This window comes from Microbacterium sp. TS-1, from assembly GCF_000509385.1.
Classification (GTDB): Bacteria; Actinomycetota; Actinomycetes; order Actinomycetales; family Microbacteriaceae; genus Microbacterium; species Microbacterium arborescens.
This window is the reverse complement of sequence record NZ_BASQ01000001.1, coordinates 1,463,394-1,483,936: the sequence shown is the minus strand read 5'-3', so window position 1 is coordinate 1,483,936 and position 20,543 is coordinate 1,463,394. Positions and strand designations below refer to the sequence as shown.

Sequence of the window (20,543 nt, the reverse complement as noted above, 5' to 3'; positions counted from 1 at the left end):
ATGACGATGATCCAGGAGAGGCGACCGGACGCGCCCTCGGATGCCGCGGGCTCGGACGTGCTACTCGAAGTGCGGGGGCTCACGGTCGAGTACGCCGGAGCGACGGGCGCGGTGCGCGCGTGCGCCGATGTCACCTTCGACCTGCAGCGCGGCGAGATCCTCGGTGTCGTGGGGGAGTCGGGATCGGGCAAGTCGACGCTCATCACGGCGCTCACGCGGTTGCAGCGGCCGCCGGCTGTCACGACGGCGGGAAGCGTGGTCTACCACCCTCGCGAGGGCGGAGCGGGGATCGATCTCGTCCAGCTCAGCCCGCGGCGGCTGCGGGGACTCCGCTGGACGCGACTGTCGATCGTGCTGCAGAGCGCGATGGACGCGCTCAACCCGGTCACCCGAGTCGGCGAGCAGTTCGTCGACGTGCTGCGCACCCACGACCGCTCGATGAGCCGGGCCGCGGCGTGGGAGGAGGCGCGGCGGCTGCTCGGGCTCGTCGGCATCTCGGCCGACCGTGCGCGGAGCTTCCCGCACGAGCTGTCGGGCGGGATGCGGCAGCGTGCGACCATCGCGCTGGCCCTCGCGTGCCGACCCGAGCTCGTCGTCATGGATGAGCCGACGACGGCGGTCGATGTCGTGATGCAGCGGCAGATCCTCGCCCAGGTACTGCGGTTGCGGCGCGAGCTCGGGTTCGCCGTCGTGTTCGTCACGCACGACCTGTCGCTGCTGCTCGAGCTCGCCGACCGCATCGCCGTCATGTACGCCGGCCGCATCGTCGAGCTCGCGGCGTCGCGCGAGATCTACCGCTCGCCGCTGCATCCGTACACGCAGGGGCTGCGTGATTCGTTCCCGCCCTTGCACGCGCCGATCCAACGGCTCGAGGGCATCCCGGGAACGCCGCCCGATCTGCGTCTGCTCCCCGCGGGCTGCCCGTTCGCGCCCCGGTGCCCCCACGCGTTCGACCGATGCCGGTCGGAACTGCCGCAGCTCACCCCGCACGGCGAACGGTCCGTCGCCTGCCACCTGCGCGAACCCGAGGAGGTCGGCTCATGAATGAGACCACGACGATCGAGCCCCCGATCGAGCCCGCGCCCGTGCTCGAGGCCGTCGGCGTCACCAAGCACTTCACCGTCACCTCGGGGCTCGGCGCCAAGGCGACCGTGCACGCGGTCGAGGACATCACGCTCCGGCTCGTCCCCGGCCGGGTCACGGCCGTCGTCGGCGAGAGCGGGAGCGGCAAGACGACGCTCGCGCGGCTGCTCGCGCGCTTCTACGAACCCACCTCGGGCACCGTCCGCCTCGAGGGGCGACCCGTCGAGCGGCCGACCGGTCAGGAAGAGCTCGCGTACCGGAAGGCGGTGCAGCTGATCTTCCAAGACCCCTTCGGGTCGCTCAACCCGCTGCACCGCGTACGGCACAACATCGACAGGGCGATCCGCCTGCATCACCGCGGGCTCTCGCGCGCACAGCGACTCGGCCGCGCGCGCGAGCTGCTGGAACGCGTCGCGCTGACCCCGGCCGACGACTACCTCGAGAAGTTCCCGCACGAGCTGTCGGGCGGTCAGCGCCAGCGCGTGGTGATCGCGCGGGCGCTCGCCGTCGAGCCTCGTGTCCTCCTCGGCGACGAACCGATCTCGATGCTCGACGTCTCGATCCGGCTGGAGATGCTGAATCTGCTCGACCGGCTTCGTCGCGAGGACGGTCTCGCCCTGCTGTACATCACCCACGACATCGCGAGCGCCCGCTACCTCTGCGATGACATCGTGGTGATGTACGCGGGCCGCATCGTCGAGATGGGGCCGAAGGAGGCGGTGATCGCCGATCCGCAGCATCCGTATACGAAGCTGCTCATCGAGTCGTCGCCCGACCCGCAGGGCGACCCCGACCGCGATCGTGACGCCGTCTTCGGATCGGCCGACGACCTGGGCGAGCCGCCGAGCCTGATCGACCCGCCGAGCGGATGCCGCTTCCACCCGCGGTGCCCGTTCGCGATGGAGCAGTGCCGGACGACGCGTCCGCCGCGGATCGCCGTGGGGCCCGACCATGGCGCAGACTGCTGGCTGCACGACGTCGGTCGCGGGCACGAGCTCGCCGGTTCATCGATGACGCAGCTCGTCTCCCGCACCCTGACCGAGGAGGTCCCGTGACCACGCCCGCCGCGCGCCCGCGCTCCATCCGCCAGTCCGACGTGGCCCGCCTCGCCGGGGTGTCGCAGTCGGCGGTGTCACGCGTGATCAGCGGCGACGCCGCGCGGATCCCCGACGAGACCCGGCGGCGCATCCACGAGGCGATCGCCGAGCTCGGCTACGTGCCCAACCCGGTCGCCCGCAACCTCCGCGGCTCGCGCACCCAGCTGCTGGGGGTGCACACGTTCGAGCCGCTCTTCCCGAACGCCCGCGAGGGCTTCTACGTCGAGTTCCTCCTCGGCATCGAGCAGCGCGCCGAGGAGACGGGTCACGACCTCGTGCTGTTCAGCTCGACGGGCGACGGTGCCGGCGGACGCCGGATCTACCGCGACGAGACGAACCGGTTGCGCATCGCCGACGGCAGCGTGCTGCTGGGCGTGTCGCCCGACCGCGACGAGCTCGCCAAGCTCTGGCGCGAGGGATACCCCTTCATCCACATCGGCCGGCGCGATGTGCCGGGCGCCGACATCCCGTGCATCATCCCCGATTACCGCGCAGCGGCATCCGAGATCGTCGGACGCCTGCACGAGCTCGGGCATCGCGACCTCGTCTATCTGCGCGATTCCATCGACGTCGAACCCTACGAGGACCGCCGCGCCGGGTACGCCGAGGCGGTCACTCGTCTCGGCATCGCCGACGCATCGCCCGGGTACCGCGAGGGCCGGGCGGGTGTGCCCGACGAGGTCGTCGACGCTCTCGCGGGTGGCCTGTGCACCGCCGCCGTCGCCGAGAGCGAGCGCGTCGCCGCCGAGCTGCGCACCCGGCTGACGGAGCGCGGCGTCGACATCCCCGGCGACGTCTCGGTCGCCGTCCTCGAGGACACCAGCGCCGGGGACGTGCGATGGGACGACCTCCGCATCCCGCGCCAGGAGATCGGGCGCATCGCCGTCGACCGCCTCATCGAGATGGTGGACGATCCGGATGCCGCCCGCGAGAGCACGTTCGTCGCGTGCGAGGTGGTCGCCGGCGCCACGGTCGCCCGCGTCAAGGAGGAACGAGGATGACCGAGCCGATCGACCTGCTGATCATCGGAGGCGGCGTCGGCGGGGTGGCCGCGGCCATCACCGCGACCCGCCTCGGCCTGCGGGTCGTGATGACCGAGGAATCGGGCAGACTCGGGGGGCAGCTGACCTCCCAGGCCGTGCCGCCCGACGAGCACGCCTGGATCGAGCAGCCGACGACGTCGCCGAGCTACGCCGAGTTCCGGAGGCGTGTGCGCGACTACTATCGCCGCAACTACCCCGTGACCGCGGAGGCGGCGGCCGAGCAGGTCTTCAACCCGGGACGCGGCATCGTCAGCCGGCTCTGCCACGAGCCTCGTGTGGCCGACGCGGTCATCGACGAGATGCTCGCGCCGTGGCTCGCGACCGGGAGACTGCGGATCCTGCGAGACCACGAGCCGGTCGCCGTCGAGGTCGTGGGCGACCGGATCGAGGCTGTCGTCGTCCGCGGCAGCACGGGGGAGGAGATCGTGCTGACGGCCCCGATCGTCGTGGATGCCACCGAGCTCGGCGACCTGCTCGAGCTGGCGCGGGTCGAACACGTCATCGGAGCCGAGGGGGCCGACGACACCGGCGAGCTGCACGCCCCGGCCGTCGCCGATCCGATGGACCAGCAGGCGGTGTCGTGGTGCTTCGCGATCGAGCACCGCGAGGGCGAGGACCACGTCGGCGACCGACCCGCGCGCTACGAGCACTGGCGGACGCACGTCGATGCGTTCTGGCCGGGGCCGCAGTTGTCGTGGACCGACATCGAACCGATCGGCCTGCACGAACGCACACGGCCGCTCTTCCAGGAGATCGACACCCCCGAGGTGCCCTTCGATCTGTGGCGGTACCGTCGTGTGCTCGCCGCCGCGAACTTCACCGGCGGGATCTCCGACGTCACGCTCGTGAACTGGCCGCAGATCGACTACTGGGAGGCACCGCTCCTCGGGGTCGACGTCGCAGCGGCCGATCGGGCCCGCGCGGCGAGCCGCGAGCTGTCGGAGTCGTTCCTGTACTGGATGCAGACCGAGGCGCCCCGTCACGACGGCGGCACCGGATATCCGGGTCTCCGCCTGCGCGGCGACGTCACCGGCACCGCCGACGGATACGCCGACCGCGTCTACATCCGCGAGGCGCGACGCGCGGTGACCGAGTTCCGCGTGCTCGAGCAGCACGTCGGGGTGCAGGCCCGCGGTGCGGGGGTGGGGAGCGCCGTGTTCGACGACAGCGTCGGGCTCGGGCACTACCGCATCGACCTGCATCCCTCGACGGCGGGTCGCACGTACGTCGACATCGAGTCGTACCCGTTCCAGATCCCGCTGGGCGCGCTGCTGCCGGTGCGCGTGGACAATCTGCTGCCGGCCGCGAAGAACATCGGCTCGACCCACATCACCAACGGCTGCTACCGGCTGCATCCGGTCGAATGGAGCATCGGCGAGGCCGTCGCCGCACTCGCCGCCGTCGCGCTCGCCGAACGCGTGCCGCCGCGCGCCGTGCGGGCACAGCCGCGACTGCTCGACGACCTGCGCCGGGTGCTGACGGGCCGGCTCGGCATCACGCTGCGCTGGCCGGAAGAGGTGCGCACGCACCACTGGAAGCCGCGGGAACGAACCCGCCACATCGTCCCGTCGCGCTGACGCGCCGGGATCGTGCGCCGGCGACGAGGCCGGCGCACGTGTCAGGAAGGACGGATCCATGCCCCCTCTCTCCCACCCGCCCCATCCCGCCGCGCGCCGGCGCGGACGCTTGCGGCGACGTTTCGGCGCCGCCGTCTCGGCGGTCGCGCTCATCGCCGGCCTCGCGTGGGCCGCACCCACCGCGGCCGTCGCCGACGGGTCGCTCCCGGCGCTGTCGACCCAGGGCAACCGCGTCGTCGACGCCACCGGCGCCGATGTCGCCCTGCGCGGGGTGTCGGTGCTCGCCCCCGAGCAGAACGACCTCTGCGACTACTGCGATTCGCGTCCGACCTCCGAGATGATCGATCTCGCGGCGGCCTGGGGATCGAAGGTGGTGCGCCTGCCGGTCACCGAGATCTCGGCGACCACCGACCTCGCCGCCTACGACGCCGAGTACATCGCGCCGTACGTGCAGCAGGCCGTCGACCTCGGCATCTACCTGATCATCGACCTGCACCTCGTCCGCGACTACGGCGACGGGGCGGGCGCAGTGCCGCGCTCGACGGTCGAGCGCTTCTGGGACTACGTAGCCCCGCAGTACGGCGATGTGACCAACGTCGTCTTCGAGGTCTTCAACGAGCCCATCAACCCCGCGAGCTGGTCGACGTGGAAGGCCTACATCCAGCCCGTCGTCGACGGCATCCGGGAGACCGCGCCCGACACCCTGCTGCTGATGGGCTCGCCCCAGTGGAGCACGTTCGTCAACGGCGCGGTGACCGACCCGATCGCCGGCGGCAACATCGCCTACGTGTTCCACATCTACCCCAACCAGGGGGCACCGACGACGGCGCTGCTCGACAGCAAGTTCGGCAACGCCGCACAGCAGATTCCCGTCGTCATCACCGAGTTCGGGTGGAATCCGCCCGGGGAGTTCTCCGACAGCATCACGGCGGGGACCACGACGAACTGGGGCGTGCCGTTCCGCACCTACCTCGACGCGCGCCCGTGGATCGGGTGGCAGGCATGGATCCTCGACAACTTCTGGAAGCCGCAGATGTTCGACTACGACTGGAACATCCTCGGCGGCGAGCACCAGGGGCAGTTCGTCAAGGACTGGCTGGGCGGCCTGCCCAACGTCTCGCCGTGCGCCTCGCACGACGGCCTCGGGGCCGCGGTCACGGTGTCATCGACGTACTCCGCGGCGTTCCCCGGCTCGCGCCTCGTCGACGGCGACTGCACCGACGCCGGCCGGTGGCTCTCGGCGGTGGGCGATGCGACGCCGACGGCGACGATCGAGCTGGCCGCGCCGCAGCGGGTGAGCTCGCTCGGCGTCTACAGCGGGTTCGGCGGCGGGGCCGGAACCGGCGTCGTGCTGGTCGACTTCACGGTCGAGGTCCGCACCGCAGCGGGATGGCAGCAGGTCGCCGCCATCACCGGCAACACGCAGGCGGCGCGCGAGGTCGCGATCGGGGTCGACGGCGTCGAAGCGGTGCGCCTGGTGGTCACGAACCCCTCGGCTTCGACCACCGAGGCCAAGATCGCGCGCGTCTACGAGCTCGCCGTGCGCGGCTGATCTCGCCTCGTCGCGATACAGCTGCAGGACCGATGGGGCTGGTGTCAACGCCCGCCGACGGCGGGACGACACCAGCCCCACCGGTCCGACGGATGTATCGCCGAACCTGCGCGCCGGATGTCAACCCGGCGAGCGAAACGAACCGGGAAATACTGACGCAACACAGCCCGGATTAGGCTCGCATCCATGGGTGACCTCTTCGACGGATACGGCTCGACGCTGACGCCGCGCAAGACCGTGACGGGGGTGCCGCCGTACGACGAGATGTTCGAGGTCTCGGGCACTCTGCCCGCTCCGGGCAGCTCGCGTGCGGCATACCGCGAGCTCTACCAGGCGCTCGCGCAGATGACCCAGGAGGAGCTCCGGGGACGCACCGAGTCGCTCGCGAGCTCGTACCTCGCGCAGGGCGTCACGTTCGACTTCGCGGGAGAGGAGCGGCCCTTCCCGCTGGATGCCGTTCCCCGCGTCATCGACTACGACGAGTGGTCGCACGTCGAGTCGGGCGTGAAGCAGCGCGTGCGCGCCCTCGAGGCCTTCCTCGACGACGCGTACGGCCATCAGTTCTGCGTCCGCGACGGTGTGCTGCCGGCGAAGCTCATCGCCTCGTCGCAGTACTACTACCGTCAGGCGGCCGGCATCCGCTCCGCCAACGGCGTGCGCATCCAGGTCTCCGGCATCGACCTCATCCGCGACGAGCACGGCGAGATGCGGGTTCTCGAAGACAACGTCCGCGTGCCCTCGGGGGTCAGCTACGTCATCTCGAACCGCCGGGTGATGGCCCAGACCCTGCCGGAGCTGTTCGTCTCGATGCGGGTGCGCCCCGTCGGCGACTACCCGAACAAGCTGCTGCAGGCGCTGCGCGCCTCGGCCCCGCCCGGAGTCGACGACCCCAACGTCGTCGTGCTGACCCCGGGCGTCTACAACTCCGCCTACTTCGAGCACACGCTGCTCGCGCGCCTCATGGGCGTCGAGCTCGTCGAGGGCCGCGACCTCGTCTGCTCGGGCGGCAAGGTGTTCATGCGCACGACGCGCGGCCCGCAGCGCGTCGACGTCATCTACCGTCGGGTCGACGACGACTTCCTCGATCCGCTGCAGTTCCGCGCCGACTCCATGCTCGGCGCCCCGGGCCTCATGCTCGCCGCGCGCCTGGGCAACGTCACGATCGCCAACGCCGTGGGCAACGGCGTCGCCGACGACAAGCTGCTCTACACCTACGTTCCCGACCTCATCCGCTACTACCTCGCGGAGGAGCCCATCCTCAAGAACGTCGACACCTGGCGGCTCGAAGACCCGGGGGCGCTCGAAGAGGTGCTCGACCGCCTCGACGAGCTCGTCGTGAAGCCGGTCGACGGCTCGGGCGGCAAGGGGCTCGTGGTGGGGCCCGACGCCTCACCCGCCGAACTCGAGAAGCTCCGCAAGAAGCTGCTCGCCGACCCGCGCGGCTGGATCGCGCAGCCCGTCGTCATGCTCTCGACGATCCCGACGCTCGTCGAGGACGGCATGCGTCCCCGCCACGCCGACCTCCGCCCGTTCGCGGTCAACAACGGCGAGGAGGTGTGGGTGCTGCCGGGCGGCCTCACCCGCGTCGCGCTGCCGGAGGGCCAGCTCGTCGTCAACTCCAGCCAGGGCGGCGGATCGAAGGACACGTGGGTCGTCGGAGGCGATGCGCCCCGGACGGCCGAGTACAGCCAGGGCAACCTCGCCGGGCTCGTGGCCGACCAGGCGTCGACGCAGGCGATCCCGATCATCTACGACGAGCAGGACGAGCCGGCCCATTCGCCGCAGGACCATCCCGGCGGCCTGAGCGAGCAGCAGGAGCAGCAGCAGCAGACCGGGGGTGCGACGTGCTGAGCCGCATCGCCGAGAGCCTCTTCTGGATCGGACGCTACATCGAGCGGAGCGACGGCACCGCCCGCATCCTCGATGTGCACCTGCAGCTGCTGCTCGAGGACCCGTGGATCGACGAGGACACCGCCTGCCGGTCGCTCCTGTCGGTCATGGGGTCGTTCCCGCCCGAGGGCCTCGATACAGTGACCCGTCAGGACGTGCTGACCCGGCTCGCGGTCGACCGCACCAACCCGTCCAGCATCGCCTACTCGCTGCAGTCGGCTCGCGAGAACGCCCGCCGCGCGCGAGAGATCGTCTCGACCGAGCTGTGGGAGACCCTCAACACGACCTACTCCCGGATGCCGCGGCGGCTCAACGCCGAGAAGGTGCACGAGTTCTTCCACTGGGTGCGCGAGCGCGCGGCGCTCGCCGTCGGCGTCACCGACTCGTCGACGAGCCGCGACGAGGCCTGGCAGTTCTTCACGCTGGGACGCTCGATCGAGCGCACCGACATGACGGCGCGGCTGCTCGCGACCCGGTCGCTGACCGAGGAGTCCGGCCCGTCGTGGACGACGATCCTCCGCTCCTGCGGCGCGTACGAGGCGTATCTGCGCACCTACCGCGGCATGCCGAGCGCGCGCAACGCCGCGGAGTTCCTGCTGCTCGATCGGCTCTTCCCGCGCTCGATCATCCACTCGATCCAGCGCGCCGAGGAATGCATGAGTGCGATCGACCCGGTCGCCGACCGCGTGGGCCACTCCAATGCGGTGCTCCGCGCGCTCGGCCGCATCCGCAACGACCTCGAGTACCGGCCGCTGGGCGAGATCCTGTCGGAGCTGCCCGAGCACATGGACAACGTGCAGAAGGTGACCCGGGAGGCCTCCGAGGCGATCCGGAGCCGTTTCTTCCCCACCGCGGCGGAACCGAACTGGATCGGAGAGACCTCGTGAAGCGTCTGCGCATCGAGCACACGACCGGGTTCACCTACCCCGGCGACGTCGCCGCGTCGTACAACGAGGCGCGGATGCTGCCGAGCTCGACCGACAGCCAGTTCGTGCTGAGCTCGCAGCTCGACATCGACCCGACGACGGCGGTCAACCACTACGTCGACTACTTCGGCACCCGGGTCGCGGCGTTCGACGTGCTGGCCGCCCACCGTTCGCTCGCGATCACGGCCCGCTCGCTCGTCGAGGTGCGGCCGCGCCCCATCGAGCACCGCCAGATCTCGTGGGAGGAGCTGGCCGCCGAGACCGAGCGCTCGATCCACACGGTCGAGCAGCTGGGGCAGACCGCCCGTACCGCGCCGCATCCGGAGGTCGTGCAGCTCGCCCGCGAGATCGCGGCGTCTCACGACGAGCCGGGGCCGGCGGCGCACGCGATCGCGATCGCGATCGGGGACGCCGTGGAGTACATGACCGGCGTCACGGGAGTGCACTCGACGGCGGCGGAGTCGTGGCCCGAGCGCAAGGGCGTGTGCCAGGACATCGCGCACATCACCCTCGGGGCGCTGCGCAGCGTCGGCATCCCCGCCCGCTACGTCTCGGGATACCTGCATCCCGATCCCGACGCGCAGGTCGGTGAGCCGGTGACGGGTGAGTCGCACGCCTGGATCGAGTGGTTCGCCGGCGACTGGCAGGGTTTCGATCCGACGAACAACGTCGAGATCAGCGACCGGCACGTGCTGGTCGGGCGCGGGCGCGACTACAACGACGTCCCGCCGCTGCGCGGCGTGTTCGCGGGGCCCTACAAGAGCGCCCTGCACGTCACGGTGACGATCACCCGCGAGGCGTGACCTCGGCGGCATCCGCTTCATCCGCCTCGCGGCGGGTGCCCCGGCCGAGGGATGCCGTCGCGGCGAGGCCCAGCACGAGGAATCCGGCCGCGGCGAAGCTCGCGGCGCGCGTGCCGTCGGAGAGGGCGGCTCTCGCGTCGGTCGCGATGTCGGCGGTCTGCGGTGAGGCCTCGAGGCCCGCGATCGCGCCGCCCGCGCTCTCGACGACGGCGCTGACGACCTCATCGCGCTGCTCGGGCGGGATGCCCCGATCGTCGAGTCGCGTCGCGAGGGCGCCGGAGGTCGTCGAGAACAGGATGGTTCCGAGGATCGCGATGCCGAGCGCGGCGCCGAGCTGACGGGCGGTCGACTGCGTGCCGGACGCCTGTCCTCCCTCGGCGACGGGGACGTCGGCGAGCACGACACCGGTCAGCTGCGCCGTGGCGAGGCCCACGCCGATGCCGTAGACGAACAGCGCGGGGATGAGCGGACCCCAGGTGGCATCCGGCCCGATGACGAGGGCGACGCCGGCGACGCCGACGATCTCGGCCGCGAGGCCCGCGCGCACCACCCACACCGGCGCGACCTTGCCCGACAGGGCGCCGGCCAGCCCGCTCGCGACGAACGAGCCCGCGGCGAGGGCGAGCAGCACGAGGCCCGTCTGGACCGCCTCGAAACCGAGCGCGAACTGCAGCCACAGGGGGAGGGCGAGGATGATGCCGAACTCGCCGAGCGCGACGACGAGAGCGGCGAGGTTTCCGTTGCGGAACGACGGGATGCCGAAGAGCCCGAACGCCAGCAGAGTGGGCTGGCCGGCACGGCGACGGTGCAGGCCCCAGGCGATGAAGGCCGCGATCGCGAGGGCCGAGACCGCGAACGCGATCGGGACGGGCGAGAGGTCGCCGGGCCACGACGCGCCGAAGAGCTCGGGACGCTGGTCGACGGTCCACCAGCCGTAGGTACGTCCCTCGATGAGGCCGAAGACGAGGGTTCCCATGGCGATGACCGACAGGACGGCTCCGACGACGTCGATCCGCGTCGCGCCGCCGCGCGACTCGTCGACCGTGAGCAGGACGCCCACGACGATGAGGATGCCGAGCGGGATGTTGATGCCGAAGGCCCAGTGCCACGAGAACGTCGTCGTCAGCCAGCCGCCGAGCAGCGGTCCGACCGCGGCCATGCCGCCGATGGTCGAACCCCAGACGGCGAAGGCGATGCCGCGCTCGCGGCCGCGGAAGGTCGCGTTCAGCAGCGACAGCGTGGTCGGCAGGATCATCGCGCCGCCGACGCCCTGCACGAAACGGGCGAGGATGAGCAGGTCGCCGGTCGACGCGAGCACCGCGCCCACGGAGGCGAGCGCGAAGACGACGACGCCGGTCAGCAGCATCCTGCGGCGGCCGACCCGATCGGCGATGCTGCCGAAGACGAGCAGCAGTGAGGCGAATACGAGGGTGTACGCCTCCTGCACCCACTGCACCTGGGTCGAGGTGATGCCGAGGTCGTCGACGATCGAGGGGACGGCGACGTTGACGATCGTCGAGTCCACGATGATGAGTGCGACGGCGATGCTGATGAAGACGAGTCCCGCCCACCGGCGGCGTGCCGAAGTTTCCATGATTGCTAGAATAGCTAGCAAAATTGCGGGCACAAGGCGTGGTTCGCGCAACGCGAAAACGGCCGGTCCCGCGGGGAACCGGCCGTCTCGATCGAGCCCGTGGATCAGGCGGGCGGGTCGCCCGGGTCGAGCGTCTTGAGCATGTCCTCCTCGGCGGCGTTGTCGGCCGTGAGCTCGTCCTCGGTGGTCTCATCGCCACCGCGGGGTGCGTCGTCGGTGATCGACTGCTCGGCGCTGGGATCGTCGAGGTGACGGTCGCCTGTGGGCTCTTCGGACGGGATCGCGCTGTCTCCGGCGCCGCCGGCCGGGTTGTCGTGGCTGCTCATGGGCGCGACGTTACGCTCGCCGTCGCCGCGCGCGGCACCCCTTGACACGCGATCCGGCCGTGGTGCCGATACACCCGTCGGATCGGCGTGACAGGAGTGGTGACGGCCTCCGCTTGAGGCCACTCCCGCACCGCCGGTCCGACGAATGTATCGCCGCCAGGCGCTGGGGCTAGGCGCGGGGCTCGTAGCGGCGCGGGGCGTGCGTGCGGGCGACGAGATCGCGGAGCGCCTCGAGCGAGCCCGACACGAACCCCGCGGCGCGGGCCTGCACCAGCACGTTGCCGAGCGCCGTCGCCTCGACCGGGCCGGCGAGAACCGGCATTCCGGCGCGATCGGCCGTGCGTTGGCACAGCAGCTCGTTGAGCGCTCCGCCTCCGACGATGTGGATCGTCCGGACGTCGACGCGGCCGAGGCGAGCGGCGTCGGCCACGGCATCGGCGAACGCCTGCGCAAGCGACTCGACGACCGACCGGGTGTACTCGGCGCGCGTGCGCGGCGGTGCGACATCGTGCTCGGCGCACCACGCGTCGATGCGGGAGGTCATCTCGCCGGGGGCGAGGAAACGCGGGTCGTTGACGTCGAAGACGACGCCATCCGCTTCGCGTGCGGCGTCGAGCAGCGTCGGCAGGTCGATCCGGTGCCCCTCGTGCCGTTCCCACTGACGGACGGCCTCGCTCAGCACCCACAGGCCCATGACGTTGTGCAGCAGGCGGATGCGGCCGTCGACGCCGCCCTCGTTCGTGAAGTTCGCCTCGAGCGCGGCGCGGCTGAGCACGAGGTGGTCGACCTCGACGCCGACGAGGCCCCACGTGCCGCAGGAGATGTAGGCCGCGGCATCCGGCTGCATCGGCACGGCGACGACGGCCGAGGCGGTGTCGTGCGAGCCGACGGCGGTGACGGGCGTGCCCTCGGGTGCTCCGATCGACGCCGCGACGTGCGCCCGCAGCGGGCCGAGCCGATCACCCGGTGCGATGAGCGGGGGGAGGATGCCGCGGGGGATGCCGAGCGCCGAGACGAGGGCGCCGTCCCATGAGGCCTGCAGCACCCGCAGGAGTCCGGTCGTCGACGCGTTGGTCTGCTCGGCGCGGGCCTCGCCGGTCAGCCAGTACCCGACGAGGTCGGGTACGAGGAGGGCGGTGTCGGCGAACGCGAGCACCTCCGGGTCTTCGGCGGCGAGCTGGTACAGCGTGTTGAACGGCAGGAACTGCAGGCCGTTGCGCTCGAAGAGCTCGGCGTGCGGAAAGCGGGCGTGCACGCTCTCGACCCCGCGCGCGGTGCGCTCGTCGCGGTAGTGGAACGGTTCGCCCAGCATCCGCCCGCCGCGCAGCAGCCCGTAGTCGACAGCCCACGAGTCGACGCCGATCGAGGCGAGGCCGGGGGTCGTGCGGAACGCGTCGCGCAGCCCTCCCAGCACCGCGCCGTACATGCCCACGAGGTTCCAGTGCAGGCCGTCGCCCGCGTGCACCGGGTCGTTGGCGAATCGCGCGACCGTCTCGGTCTCGAGCGTGTCTGCCCCCACATGCCCCACGATGACCCGCCCACTGGTGGCCCCGAGATCCACCGCCGCCACATTCCCCGACACGCTCACGCGCCGCATCCTTCCTTCGAGTGCACGGCCTGCCGCCGAGTGCACGACCTCGGAGTGTGCGGATGCCGTGCACTCGGCGCGAAGCCGTGCACTCGAGTGCCCGCGTTCATCGGAGGAACGCGGCGGCGACGCCGGAGTCCACGGGGATGTGCAGGCCGGTCGTGCGCGAGAGCTCGGGGCCGGTGAGGACGTAGACCGCGTCGGCGACGTTCTCGGGCACCACCTCGCGCTTGAGGATCGTGCGGTTGGCGTAGAACTGGCCGAGGTCCTCCTCGTTGACGCCGTAGGTGGCGGCGCGGTTGGCGCCCCAGCCGGAGGCGAAGATGCCCGAGCCGCGCACGACACCGTCGGGGTTGATGCCGTTCACGCGCACGCCGTGCTCGCCGAGCTCGACCGCCAGCAGCCGCACCTGGTGGGCCTGGTCGGCCTTCGTCGCCGAGTACGCGATGTTGTTCGGACCTGCGAAGACGGAGTTCTTCGACGAGATGTAGATGACGTCGCCGCCCATCCTCTGCTCGATGAGTGCCTTCGCTGCGGCCTTGGAGACGAGGAACGAGCCCTTCGCCATGACGTCGTGCTGCAGGTCCCAGTCCTTCTCGGTGGTCTCCAGCAGCGGCTTCGACAGCGACAGCCCGGCGTTGTTGACGACGAGGTCGATGCCCCCGAACGCCAGCAGCGTCGCGTCGATCGCGGCCTGCACGCCGTCCGCGTCCGCGACGTTGGCTGCGACGCCGATCGCGACGTCGGTGCCGCCGAGCTCGGCGGCGGCAGCCTTCGCCTTCTCGAGGTCGAGGTCGGCGACGACGACGCACGCGCCCTCGGCCGCGAGCCGGGTGGCGATGGCCTTGCCGATGCCGGATGCCGCACCCGTGACGAACGCGATGCGCCCCTGGTGGGTCTTGGGCTTGGGCATCCGCTGGAGCTTGGCCTCTTCGAGGGCCCAGTACTCGATGCGGAACTTCTCGGCGTCCGAGATCGGCGCGTACGTCGAGAGGGCCTCGGCGCCGCGCATGACGTTGATCGCGTTGACGTAGAACTCACCGGCGACGCGCGCGGTCTGCTTGTTCGCGCCGTACGAGAACATCCCCACACCCGGAACCAGCACGATGAGCGGGTCGGCGCCGCGGATCGCCGGCGAGTCCGCGTCGGCGTGGGCGTCGTAGTACGCCTGGTAGTCGGCGCGGTACTCGGCGTGCAGCTCGTGCAGACGGGCGATCTGCTCCTCGGCCGTTGCCGTCGCGGGAACGTCGAGGATGAGGGGCTTGACCTTCGTGCGCAGGAAGTGGTCGGGGCAGCTCGTGCCCAGAGCGGCGAGAGCGGGCGCCTTCTCGGATGTCAGGAAGTCGAGCACGACGTCGGCGTCGGTGTAGTGGCCGACCATCGGCTTGTCGGTCGAGGCGATGCCGCGGATCGTGGGGGCGAGGGCGGCGGCGCGGGCGCGGCGCTCGGTCTCGGGCAGCGCCTGGAACCCGGCGCGCACGCCGCCGAAGGGCTCTGCCGCGCCGTGCTCGTCGATGTAGGCCTGCGCGGTCTCGATGATCCAGAGGCTGTTCGCCTCGGCCTCATCCGAGGTGTCGCCCCACGCCGTGATGCCGTGCCCGCCGAGGATGCACCCGATCGCCTGCGGGTTCTGCTTCTTGATCTCGGCGATGTCGAGGCCGAGCTGGAAGCCGGGCCGCCGCCACGGCACCCAGACCACCTTCTCGCCGAAGATCTTCGCCGTCAGCTCCTCGCCGTCGGCGGCGGTCGCGATGGCGATGCCGGCGTCGGGATGCAGGTGGTCGACGTGCGCGGCATCCACCAGTCCGTGCATCGCCGTGTCGATCGAGGGGGCCGCCCCGCCCTTGCCGTGAAGGCAGTAGTCGAATGCGGCGACCATCTCGTCCTCGCGCTCGACCCCGGGGTAGACGTTCACCAGTGCCCGCATCCGGTCGAGGCGCAGCACCGCGAGCCCCGACTCGGTCAGGGTGCCGAGGTCGCCGCCGGAGCCTTTGACCCAGAGCAGCTCGACGGGCTCACCGGTGACGGGGTCGATGTCGGTGCCCTTGGCGGAGGTGTTGCCGCCGGCGTAGTTGGTGTTCTTCGGGTCGGAGCCCAGGCGGTTGCTGCGCGCGATGAGGTCGGCGGCTGCGGCGGAGGTCATGGCTTTCCTTCGGGGGTAGGGAGGGGAGGTCAGGATGCGGCGAGGCCGGCGAATCGCTGCGCGATGCGTGCCATCGAGGCGGCGAAGCCCGGGCGCTCGGGCCGGTTGAGGTGGCCGTGGTCGGTGCCCGGCTCGACGACGACTTCCACGTCGCCACCGGCCTCTCGCAGGGTCGCGGCGAACACGTCGCCCGAGACGCTCAGCTCGTCGATCTCGCTGTTGATCATGAGCGTCGGGGGGAACCCCCGCAGCTCGGTCGCCGACGCGAGGCCCGGGACAGCGGCGATCGGCGCGCCGATCACCGAACCGCCGAGGTAGTTCTCGTACATGTCACGGACGACGTCGGCTCCGAACCGGTCGTGCTCGGGGTGAGCGGCGAGGGCGGCACGCAGCGCCGGGCCGGGGGCCGGCTGCACGGCGAGCAGCGTGGGGTAGGCCAGCACGACGAGGCGGGGCAGGATGCCGTCCGCGCCGAGCAGGCGCAGGGTCGCGCCCGTCGCGAGGTTCGCGCCGGCGCTTGCCCCGCCGATCGCGAGACGCGTCACGCCGAGCTCCTCGGCGTGTGAGGTCGCCCACTCCCAGGCGCGCAGGACGTCGTCGGATGCCGCCGGGTAGCGGTTGCCGCTGCGGTCGTCCGTCTGCTCATCGCCGCCGTCCCAGGTCGGCGGGACCGGGGCGAGGCGGTAGTCGACGGAGAAGACCGTCGTCCCCGCCGCGGCGAGCCCGCGGGCCACGGCATCCGCTTCCGGCATGTCGAGGTCGCCGAACGCGAACCCGCCGCCGTGCATCCAGACCAGTCCGGTGCCGTCGGGCTCGGTCGCGCGGTAGAGCCGGATGAGCCCGTCCGCCTGGGAGGTGGGGGAGGACGCGGCCGGGGCGGCGGCGCTCACCGGGCCACCCGCTCTTCCGCCGGCGTCGGGACGTGCCGGCCGTAGCGCTCGAGCTCGATGTCCTCGAGCGACTTGCCCTCGGTGTTCGGTGCCCAGATCGTGCCGATGAGCAGCGCCGCGACGAGCAGGCCGAGGATGATCACGCCCAGTCCGCCGAGTCCGAGTCCCGACAGCAGGACGGGGAAGACGAGGCTCAGGAGGCCGACCATGACGCGGGCGAGCATGAAGAGCACGCCCTGGGCGCTCGCGCGGTAACGGGTGGCGAACAGCTCGGCCGTCCACAGGCCGTAGAACGCCTGTGCCCCGATGCCGGCGGAGACACCCCATGTGACGGCGAAGAACAGCAGCGAGAACAGGCCCGGGGGAGCGTAGATCAGCACGGCCCACGCCACGACGCCGAGCGCCGCACCAGCGAGGTAGAGCCACTTGCGGCGCACCCGGTCGCCGAAGCGCATGAAGCCGAAGAAGGTCGCCGCGGCGGTGAGGCTCCAGACGAGCACCTGCAGCAGGTTCTGCTGCATCGGGTCGTGCAGGCCCGCGGCGTCGTAGACCCGCGGCTGGAAGATGCCGGCCTGGCCGGCGACGGTGTTCCAGAGGCCGTAGACGCCGATGAGGAAGGCGAGAGCGCCCCAGTTCTTCGGCTCTTTGAGCAGGCCGACGATGCCGGAGAAGAACGACGGGCGCTCGCCCGCGACGAGCGCGGCCTCGCGCTGGCTCTTCCACCGGCGCGACTCGGGGAGTCCGCGGCGCACCCACCACGTCACCGCGGCGATGACGAAGAGGTGGAAGAAGATCAGGCGCGAGCCGAGCAGGCCGAGCGGGCCGACGATGACGGCGAGGAGGAACCCGACCGCGGGGCCGATCGACCAGGCGAGCTGCGCCGTGCCCACGTGCGCGGCACGGTGCTCGTTGGGCGCCTCCTCGGCGATGTAGGTCCACGACGCGGGAACGCCCGCGCCGACGGCGATGCCCATGAGGATGACGCCGACGAGCAGAACCGCGAGGTTCGGCGCGAACGTCACGGCGAGAGCGCCGAGCATGAACACGATCAGGTCGTAGGTGTAGATGAACTTCCGGCCCAGCCGGTCGCACAGCGGGCCGCCGATCGCGGCGCCGATCGCCGCGCCGAAGGCGTTGGCCGACAGGGCGGCGACGATGCCGACGACGCCGTCGTCGAAGCCGAAGGCCTCCTGCCACAGCGTCAGGCTCGTGGCGAGCGCGATGATCGCGCCGGCCTCGATGTAGTTCGACATGGCGACGGCGATCGTCGCCTTCCACGCGCTCAGGGGGCGCCGGGTGCGGGTCGTGCTCATGCGCCCCACCCCGCCTGGGTGCCGCCGACGCGGTCGGCTTCGATCTTCTCCTGATAGCCGGATGCCGCGTACGCGGCCATCGGGTCGGCGGGAAGCCCCCGCGACTCGCGCCACTCGGCCAGGGCCGGCCGGACGTCGGTGTAGAAGGCATCCATGAACACCGCCTGCGCCCCGAGCACGTCGTTCGCGGTGCGGGCGGCGGCGAGGGCGTCGGCGTCGATGAGCAATGCGCGGGCCGTCATCTCCTGGACGTTGAGCACCGAGCGGATCTGCCCGGGGATCTTCGCCTCGATGTTGTGGCACTGGTCGAGCATGAAGACCACGTCGGGGTTGTCGAAGCCGCCGCCGCGCAGCACCTCGACGAGGATGCGGAACAGCTGGAACGGGTCGGCCGCGCCCACGATGAGGTCGTCGTCGGCGTAGAAGCGCGAGTTGAAGTCGAACGAGCCGAGCTTGCCGAGGCGCAGCAGCTGCATGACGATGAACTCGATGTTCGTGCCGGGGGCGTGGTGCCCGGTGTCGAGGCACACCATCGCGCGCTCACCGAGCGCCGCCACCTGCACGTAGCTGGTCCCCCAGTCGGGGACGTCGGTGTGGTAGAACGACGGCTCGAAGAACTTGTACTCCAGCACGAGGCGCTGCTCGCCCGTGAGGCGGTCGTAGATCCGCTGCAGCGAGTCGGCCAGGCGGTCCTGGCGTGCGCGCATGTCGTTCTGCCCGGGGTAGTTCGACCCCTCGGCGAGCCAGATCTTCAGGTCGCGCGAGCCCGTGGCATCCATCACGTCGATGCACTCGAGGTGGTGGTCGATGGCCTTGCGGCGGATCGCGTCGTCCTCGTGGGTGAGGGCGCCGAACTTGTAGTCCTCGTCCTGGAACGTGTTGGAGTTGATCGTGCCGAGCGCGACGCCCAGATCCTCGGCGTGGCGGCGCAGGGCGCCGAAGTCGTCGACCTTGTCCCACGGGATGTGCAGGGCGACGGCGGGGGCGAGGCCCGTCACGCGGTTGACCTCGGCGGCATCCGCGATCTTCTCGAACGGATCGCGGGGCGTGCCGGCGGTGGGGAAGACCCGGAACCGGGTGCCGGAATTGCCGAACGCCCAGCTGGGCAGCTCGATGCCCTGGCGCTCGAGCAGGGCGAAATGGTCGGGGGAGAGGGTGCTCACGATGCGTCGTCGCTTTCGTCGGGGTTTTCGGTGGATGTCGTGGCGGCCGTGTCGGTGACGGCCGCGGCGGTGGTCGCCGCCGCGAGTTGGTCGTGCAGGTTGAAGACCTCGGTCAGGGGTGTGGCGGCCTGGTCGGGGCGGCCTTCGAGCCCGACGAAGAAGCGCGCCATCTCGGCCTCCCAGCGGGCGGCGACGGGCGACGCGGCGAGGTAGGCCTGAGCCGCTGCATCGTCGTCGACCTCGTAGTAGCCGATGAGTCGTCCGCCCTCGCCGAGGAACAGCGAGTAGTTGCGACGGCCGGATGCCGCGATCTCCGCCAGCATCTCGGGCCAGACAGGGGTGTGCCGGGCGATGTACTCATCGAGCAGGTCCGGACGGATCTGCAACGAGAAGCAGACCCGGTGGGCAGATGCACTCGTCATCGAGGCTCCTTGGTGAGCGGTTGTGAATCGTTTCACGAGCGTAGCGGGTTGTTCGCGGGAGCACAAACGGCAAGCGCTTACCCACATCCTGCCGTTGCCGTCGTGCTCGCGCTACGGTGGTGTGCATGGCAGTGAGCGTGCGGGATGTCGCGGTCGCGGCATCCGTTTCGGTGGGGACCGTCTCGAACGTCCTCAACAACCCGACGCGCGTGTCGCCCGAGATGGTCGCGCGCGTGCAGCAGGCCATCGCCGATCTGGGATTCGTCCGCAACGATGCGGCGCGGCAGCTGCGGGCCGGGCGGAGCCGATCGATCGGTCTCGTGGTGCTCGACATCGGCAACCCGTTCTTCGCCGAGGTCGCACGGGGCGCGGAGGAGCGTGCGGCCGAGAGCGGCATGGCGGTGCTGCTCAGCACGAGCGACGAGAAGCCCGAGCGCGAGTCGGCGTACCTCGACCTCTTCCGCGAGCAGCGTGTCAACGGCGTGCTCGTGACTCCCGCGAGCGATGACCTCGAACGGCTGCGCGGGCTGCAGGCGGCGGGTGTGCCCGTCGTCCTCGTCGACCGCGAGGTACCCGACGACGTCTTCGCCTCGGTCTCGGTCGACGACGTCGAGGGCGGCTACCTCGCCGTGTCGCATCTCTTGGCGCGCGGGCGCCGGCATATCGCTTTCGTCCGCGGGCCGGTGTCGATCCGTCAGGTCGCCGATCGTCTCGAGGGTGCGCGGCGTGCGGTGGCCGAGGTCGCCGACGCACGGCTGGAGGAGATCGCCGTGCCCGCCCTGTCGGTGCTGCACGGCCGCGCCGCCGGGGAGCAGCTGCGCGAGCGCCGCGGAGAGGACCGCGTCGATGCCGTGTTCGCCGCGAACGATCTGCTCGCCGTCGGCGTGCTGCAGGCCTTCGCGGTCCTCGGGCGCCTACGGGTGCCCGAGGAGGTCGCCCTGATCGGCTACGACGACATCGACTTCGCGTCGGCCACCGTCGTGCCGCTCAGCTCGATCCGCCAGCCCGCGCACGAGATCGGATACCGCGCCGTCGACCTCCTGTTGCGCGGCCTCGACGATCCCGGCGGCGAGCACGAGCGCCGCGTGCGCTTCCGTCCCGAGCTCGTCGTCCGCGACTCCACCGCCTGACCC

General features: G+C 71.1%; 17 protein-coding genes. 9 read left to right on the top strand and 8 right to left on the bottom strand.

Going from position 1 to position 20,543, the window contains the following annotated elements; all coding sequences use genetic code 11:
• From MTS1_RS06940 to MTS1_RS06905, 8 genes are all read left to right on the top strand, one after another.
• Positions 1-1,044, top strand: coding sequence for an ABC transporter ATP-binding protein (locus tag MTS1_RS06940; RefSeq protein WP_023952616.1), 1,044 nt, complete (start codon positions 1-3; stop codon positions 1,042-1,044).
• Positions 1,041-2,138 (top strand): ABC transporter ATP-binding protein, encoded by a 1,098-nt coding sequence (locus tag MTS1_RS06935; protein ID WP_023952614.1) that lies wholly within the window; start codon positions 1,041-1,043, stop codon positions 2,136-2,138. Before MTS1_RS06940 ends, MTS1_RS06935 begins: the two co-directional genes overlap by 4 nt.
• Positions 2,135-3,181 carry a LacI family DNA-binding transcriptional regulator gene (locus MTS1_RS06930; protein ID WP_023952612.1) on the top strand — a complete coding sequence of 349 codons (1,047 nt, stop codon included), beginning with the start codon at positions 2,135-2,137 and terminating at the stop codon, positions 3,179-3,181. Before MTS1_RS06935 ends, MTS1_RS06930 begins: the two co-directional genes overlap by 4 nt.
• On the top strand, positions 3,178-4,800 hold the full coding sequence (locus tag MTS1_RS06925) for an FAD-dependent oxidoreductase (RefSeq protein WP_023952610.1): 1,623 nt from the start codon (positions 3,178-3,180) through the stop codon (positions 4,798-4,800). The genes MTS1_RS06930 and MTS1_RS06925 overlap by 4 nt, the downstream gene beginning before the upstream one ends.
• Positions 4,801-4,858: 58 nt before the next feature.
• A complete protein-coding gene (locus MTS1_RS06920; RefSeq protein WP_023952608.1) occupies positions 4,859-6,352 on the top strand; it encodes a cellulase family glycosylhydrolase in 1,494 nt (497 codons plus the stop codon).
• A 186-nt stretch (positions 6,353-6,538) separates the two neighbouring features.
• Positions 6,539-8,203: a circularly permuted type 2 ATP-grasp protein gene (locus MTS1_RS06915; RefSeq protein WP_023952606.1), complete on the top strand. Its 1,665-nt coding sequence runs from the start codon at positions 6,539-6,541 to the stop codon at positions 8,201-8,203.
• Positions 8,197-9,129 carry an alpha-E domain-containing protein gene (locus tag MTS1_RS06910; protein ID WP_023952605.1) on the top strand — a complete coding sequence of 311 codons (933 nt, stop codon included), beginning with the start codon at positions 8,197-8,199 and terminating at the stop codon, positions 9,127-9,129. The genes MTS1_RS06915 and MTS1_RS06910 overlap by 7 nt, the downstream gene beginning before the upstream one ends.
• Positions 9,126-9,971 carry a transglutaminase family protein gene (locus MTS1_RS06905; RefSeq protein WP_023952603.1) on the top strand — a complete coding sequence of 282 codons (846 nt, stop codon included), beginning with the start codon at positions 9,126-9,128 and terminating at the stop codon, positions 9,969-9,971. The genes MTS1_RS06910 and MTS1_RS06905 overlap by 4 nt, the downstream gene beginning before the upstream one ends.
• Here the strand turns inward: MTS1_RS06905 and MTS1_RS06900 are convergent.
• The 8 genes from MTS1_RS06900 to MTS1_RS06865 all read right to left on the bottom strand — a co-directional run bounded on the left by MTS1_RS06900 (position 9,955) and on the right by MTS1_RS06865 (position 19,410).
• Positions 9,955-11,565, bottom strand: coding sequence for a DHA2 family efflux MFS transporter permease subunit (locus MTS1_RS06900; protein ID WP_023952601.1), 1,611 nt, complete (start codon positions 11,563-11,565; stop codon positions 9,955-9,957). The two genes, MTS1_RS06905 and MTS1_RS06900, sit on opposite strands and share 17 nt — an antisense overlap.
• 104 nt (positions 11,566-11,669) lie before the next feature.
• Positions 11,670-11,891 (bottom strand): hypothetical protein, encoded by a 222-nt coding sequence (locus MTS1_RS06895; protein ID WP_036304685.1) that lies wholly within the window; start codon positions 11,889-11,891, stop codon positions 11,670-11,672.
• A gap of 169 nt (positions 11,892-12,060) precedes the next feature.
• Complete coding sequence (locus MTS1_RS06890) at positions 12,061-13,488, bottom strand: rhamnulokinase family protein (protein WP_036304684.1); 1,428 nt, start codon at positions 13,486-13,488, stop codon at positions 12,061-12,063.
• 97 nt (positions 13,489-13,585) lie between these two features.
• Positions 13,586-15,622 carry a bifunctional rhamnulose-1-phosphate aldolase/short-chain dehydrogenase gene (locus tag MTS1_RS06885; RefSeq protein WP_023952595.1) on the bottom strand — a complete coding sequence of 679 codons (2,037 nt, stop codon included), beginning with the start codon at positions 15,620-15,622 and terminating at the stop codon, positions 13,586-13,588.
• Positions 15,623-15,651: 29 nt separating this feature from the next.
• Complete coding sequence (locus MTS1_RS06880; protein ID WP_023952593.1) at positions 15,652-16,512, bottom strand: alpha/beta hydrolase fold domain-containing protein; 861 nt, start codon at positions 16,510-16,512, stop codon at positions 15,652-15,654.
• Positions 16,509-17,825, bottom strand: a complete 1,317-nt coding sequence (locus MTS1_RS06875) for an MFS transporter (protein ID WP_023952591.1) — start codon at positions 17,823-17,825, stop codon at positions 16,509-16,511. The genes MTS1_RS06880 and MTS1_RS06875 overlap by 4 nt, the downstream gene beginning before the upstream one ends.
• Positions 17,822-18,988: an L-rhamnose isomerase gene (gene rhaI / locus MTS1_RS06870; RefSeq protein WP_023952589.1), complete on the bottom strand. Its 1,167-nt coding sequence runs from the start codon at positions 18,986-18,988 to the stop codon at positions 17,822-17,824. The genes MTS1_RS06875 and rhaI overlap by 4 nt, the downstream gene beginning before the upstream one ends.
• Positions 18,985-19,410, bottom strand: a complete 426-nt coding sequence (locus MTS1_RS06865; protein WP_023952587.1) for an L-rhamnose mutarotase — start codon at positions 19,408-19,410, stop codon at positions 18,985-18,987. The genes rhaI and MTS1_RS06865 overlap by 4 nt, the downstream gene beginning before the upstream one ends.
• A gap of 125 nt (positions 19,411-19,535) precedes the next feature.
• Between MTS1_RS06865 and MTS1_RS06860 the strand changes: the two genes are divergently transcribed.
• Positions 19,536-20,540 (top strand): LacI family DNA-binding transcriptional regulator, encoded by a 1,005-nt coding sequence (locus MTS1_RS06860; RefSeq protein ID WP_023952585.1) that lies wholly within the window; start codon positions 19,536-19,538, stop codon positions 20,538-20,540.
• Positions 20,541-20,543: the final 3 nt, after the last annotated feature.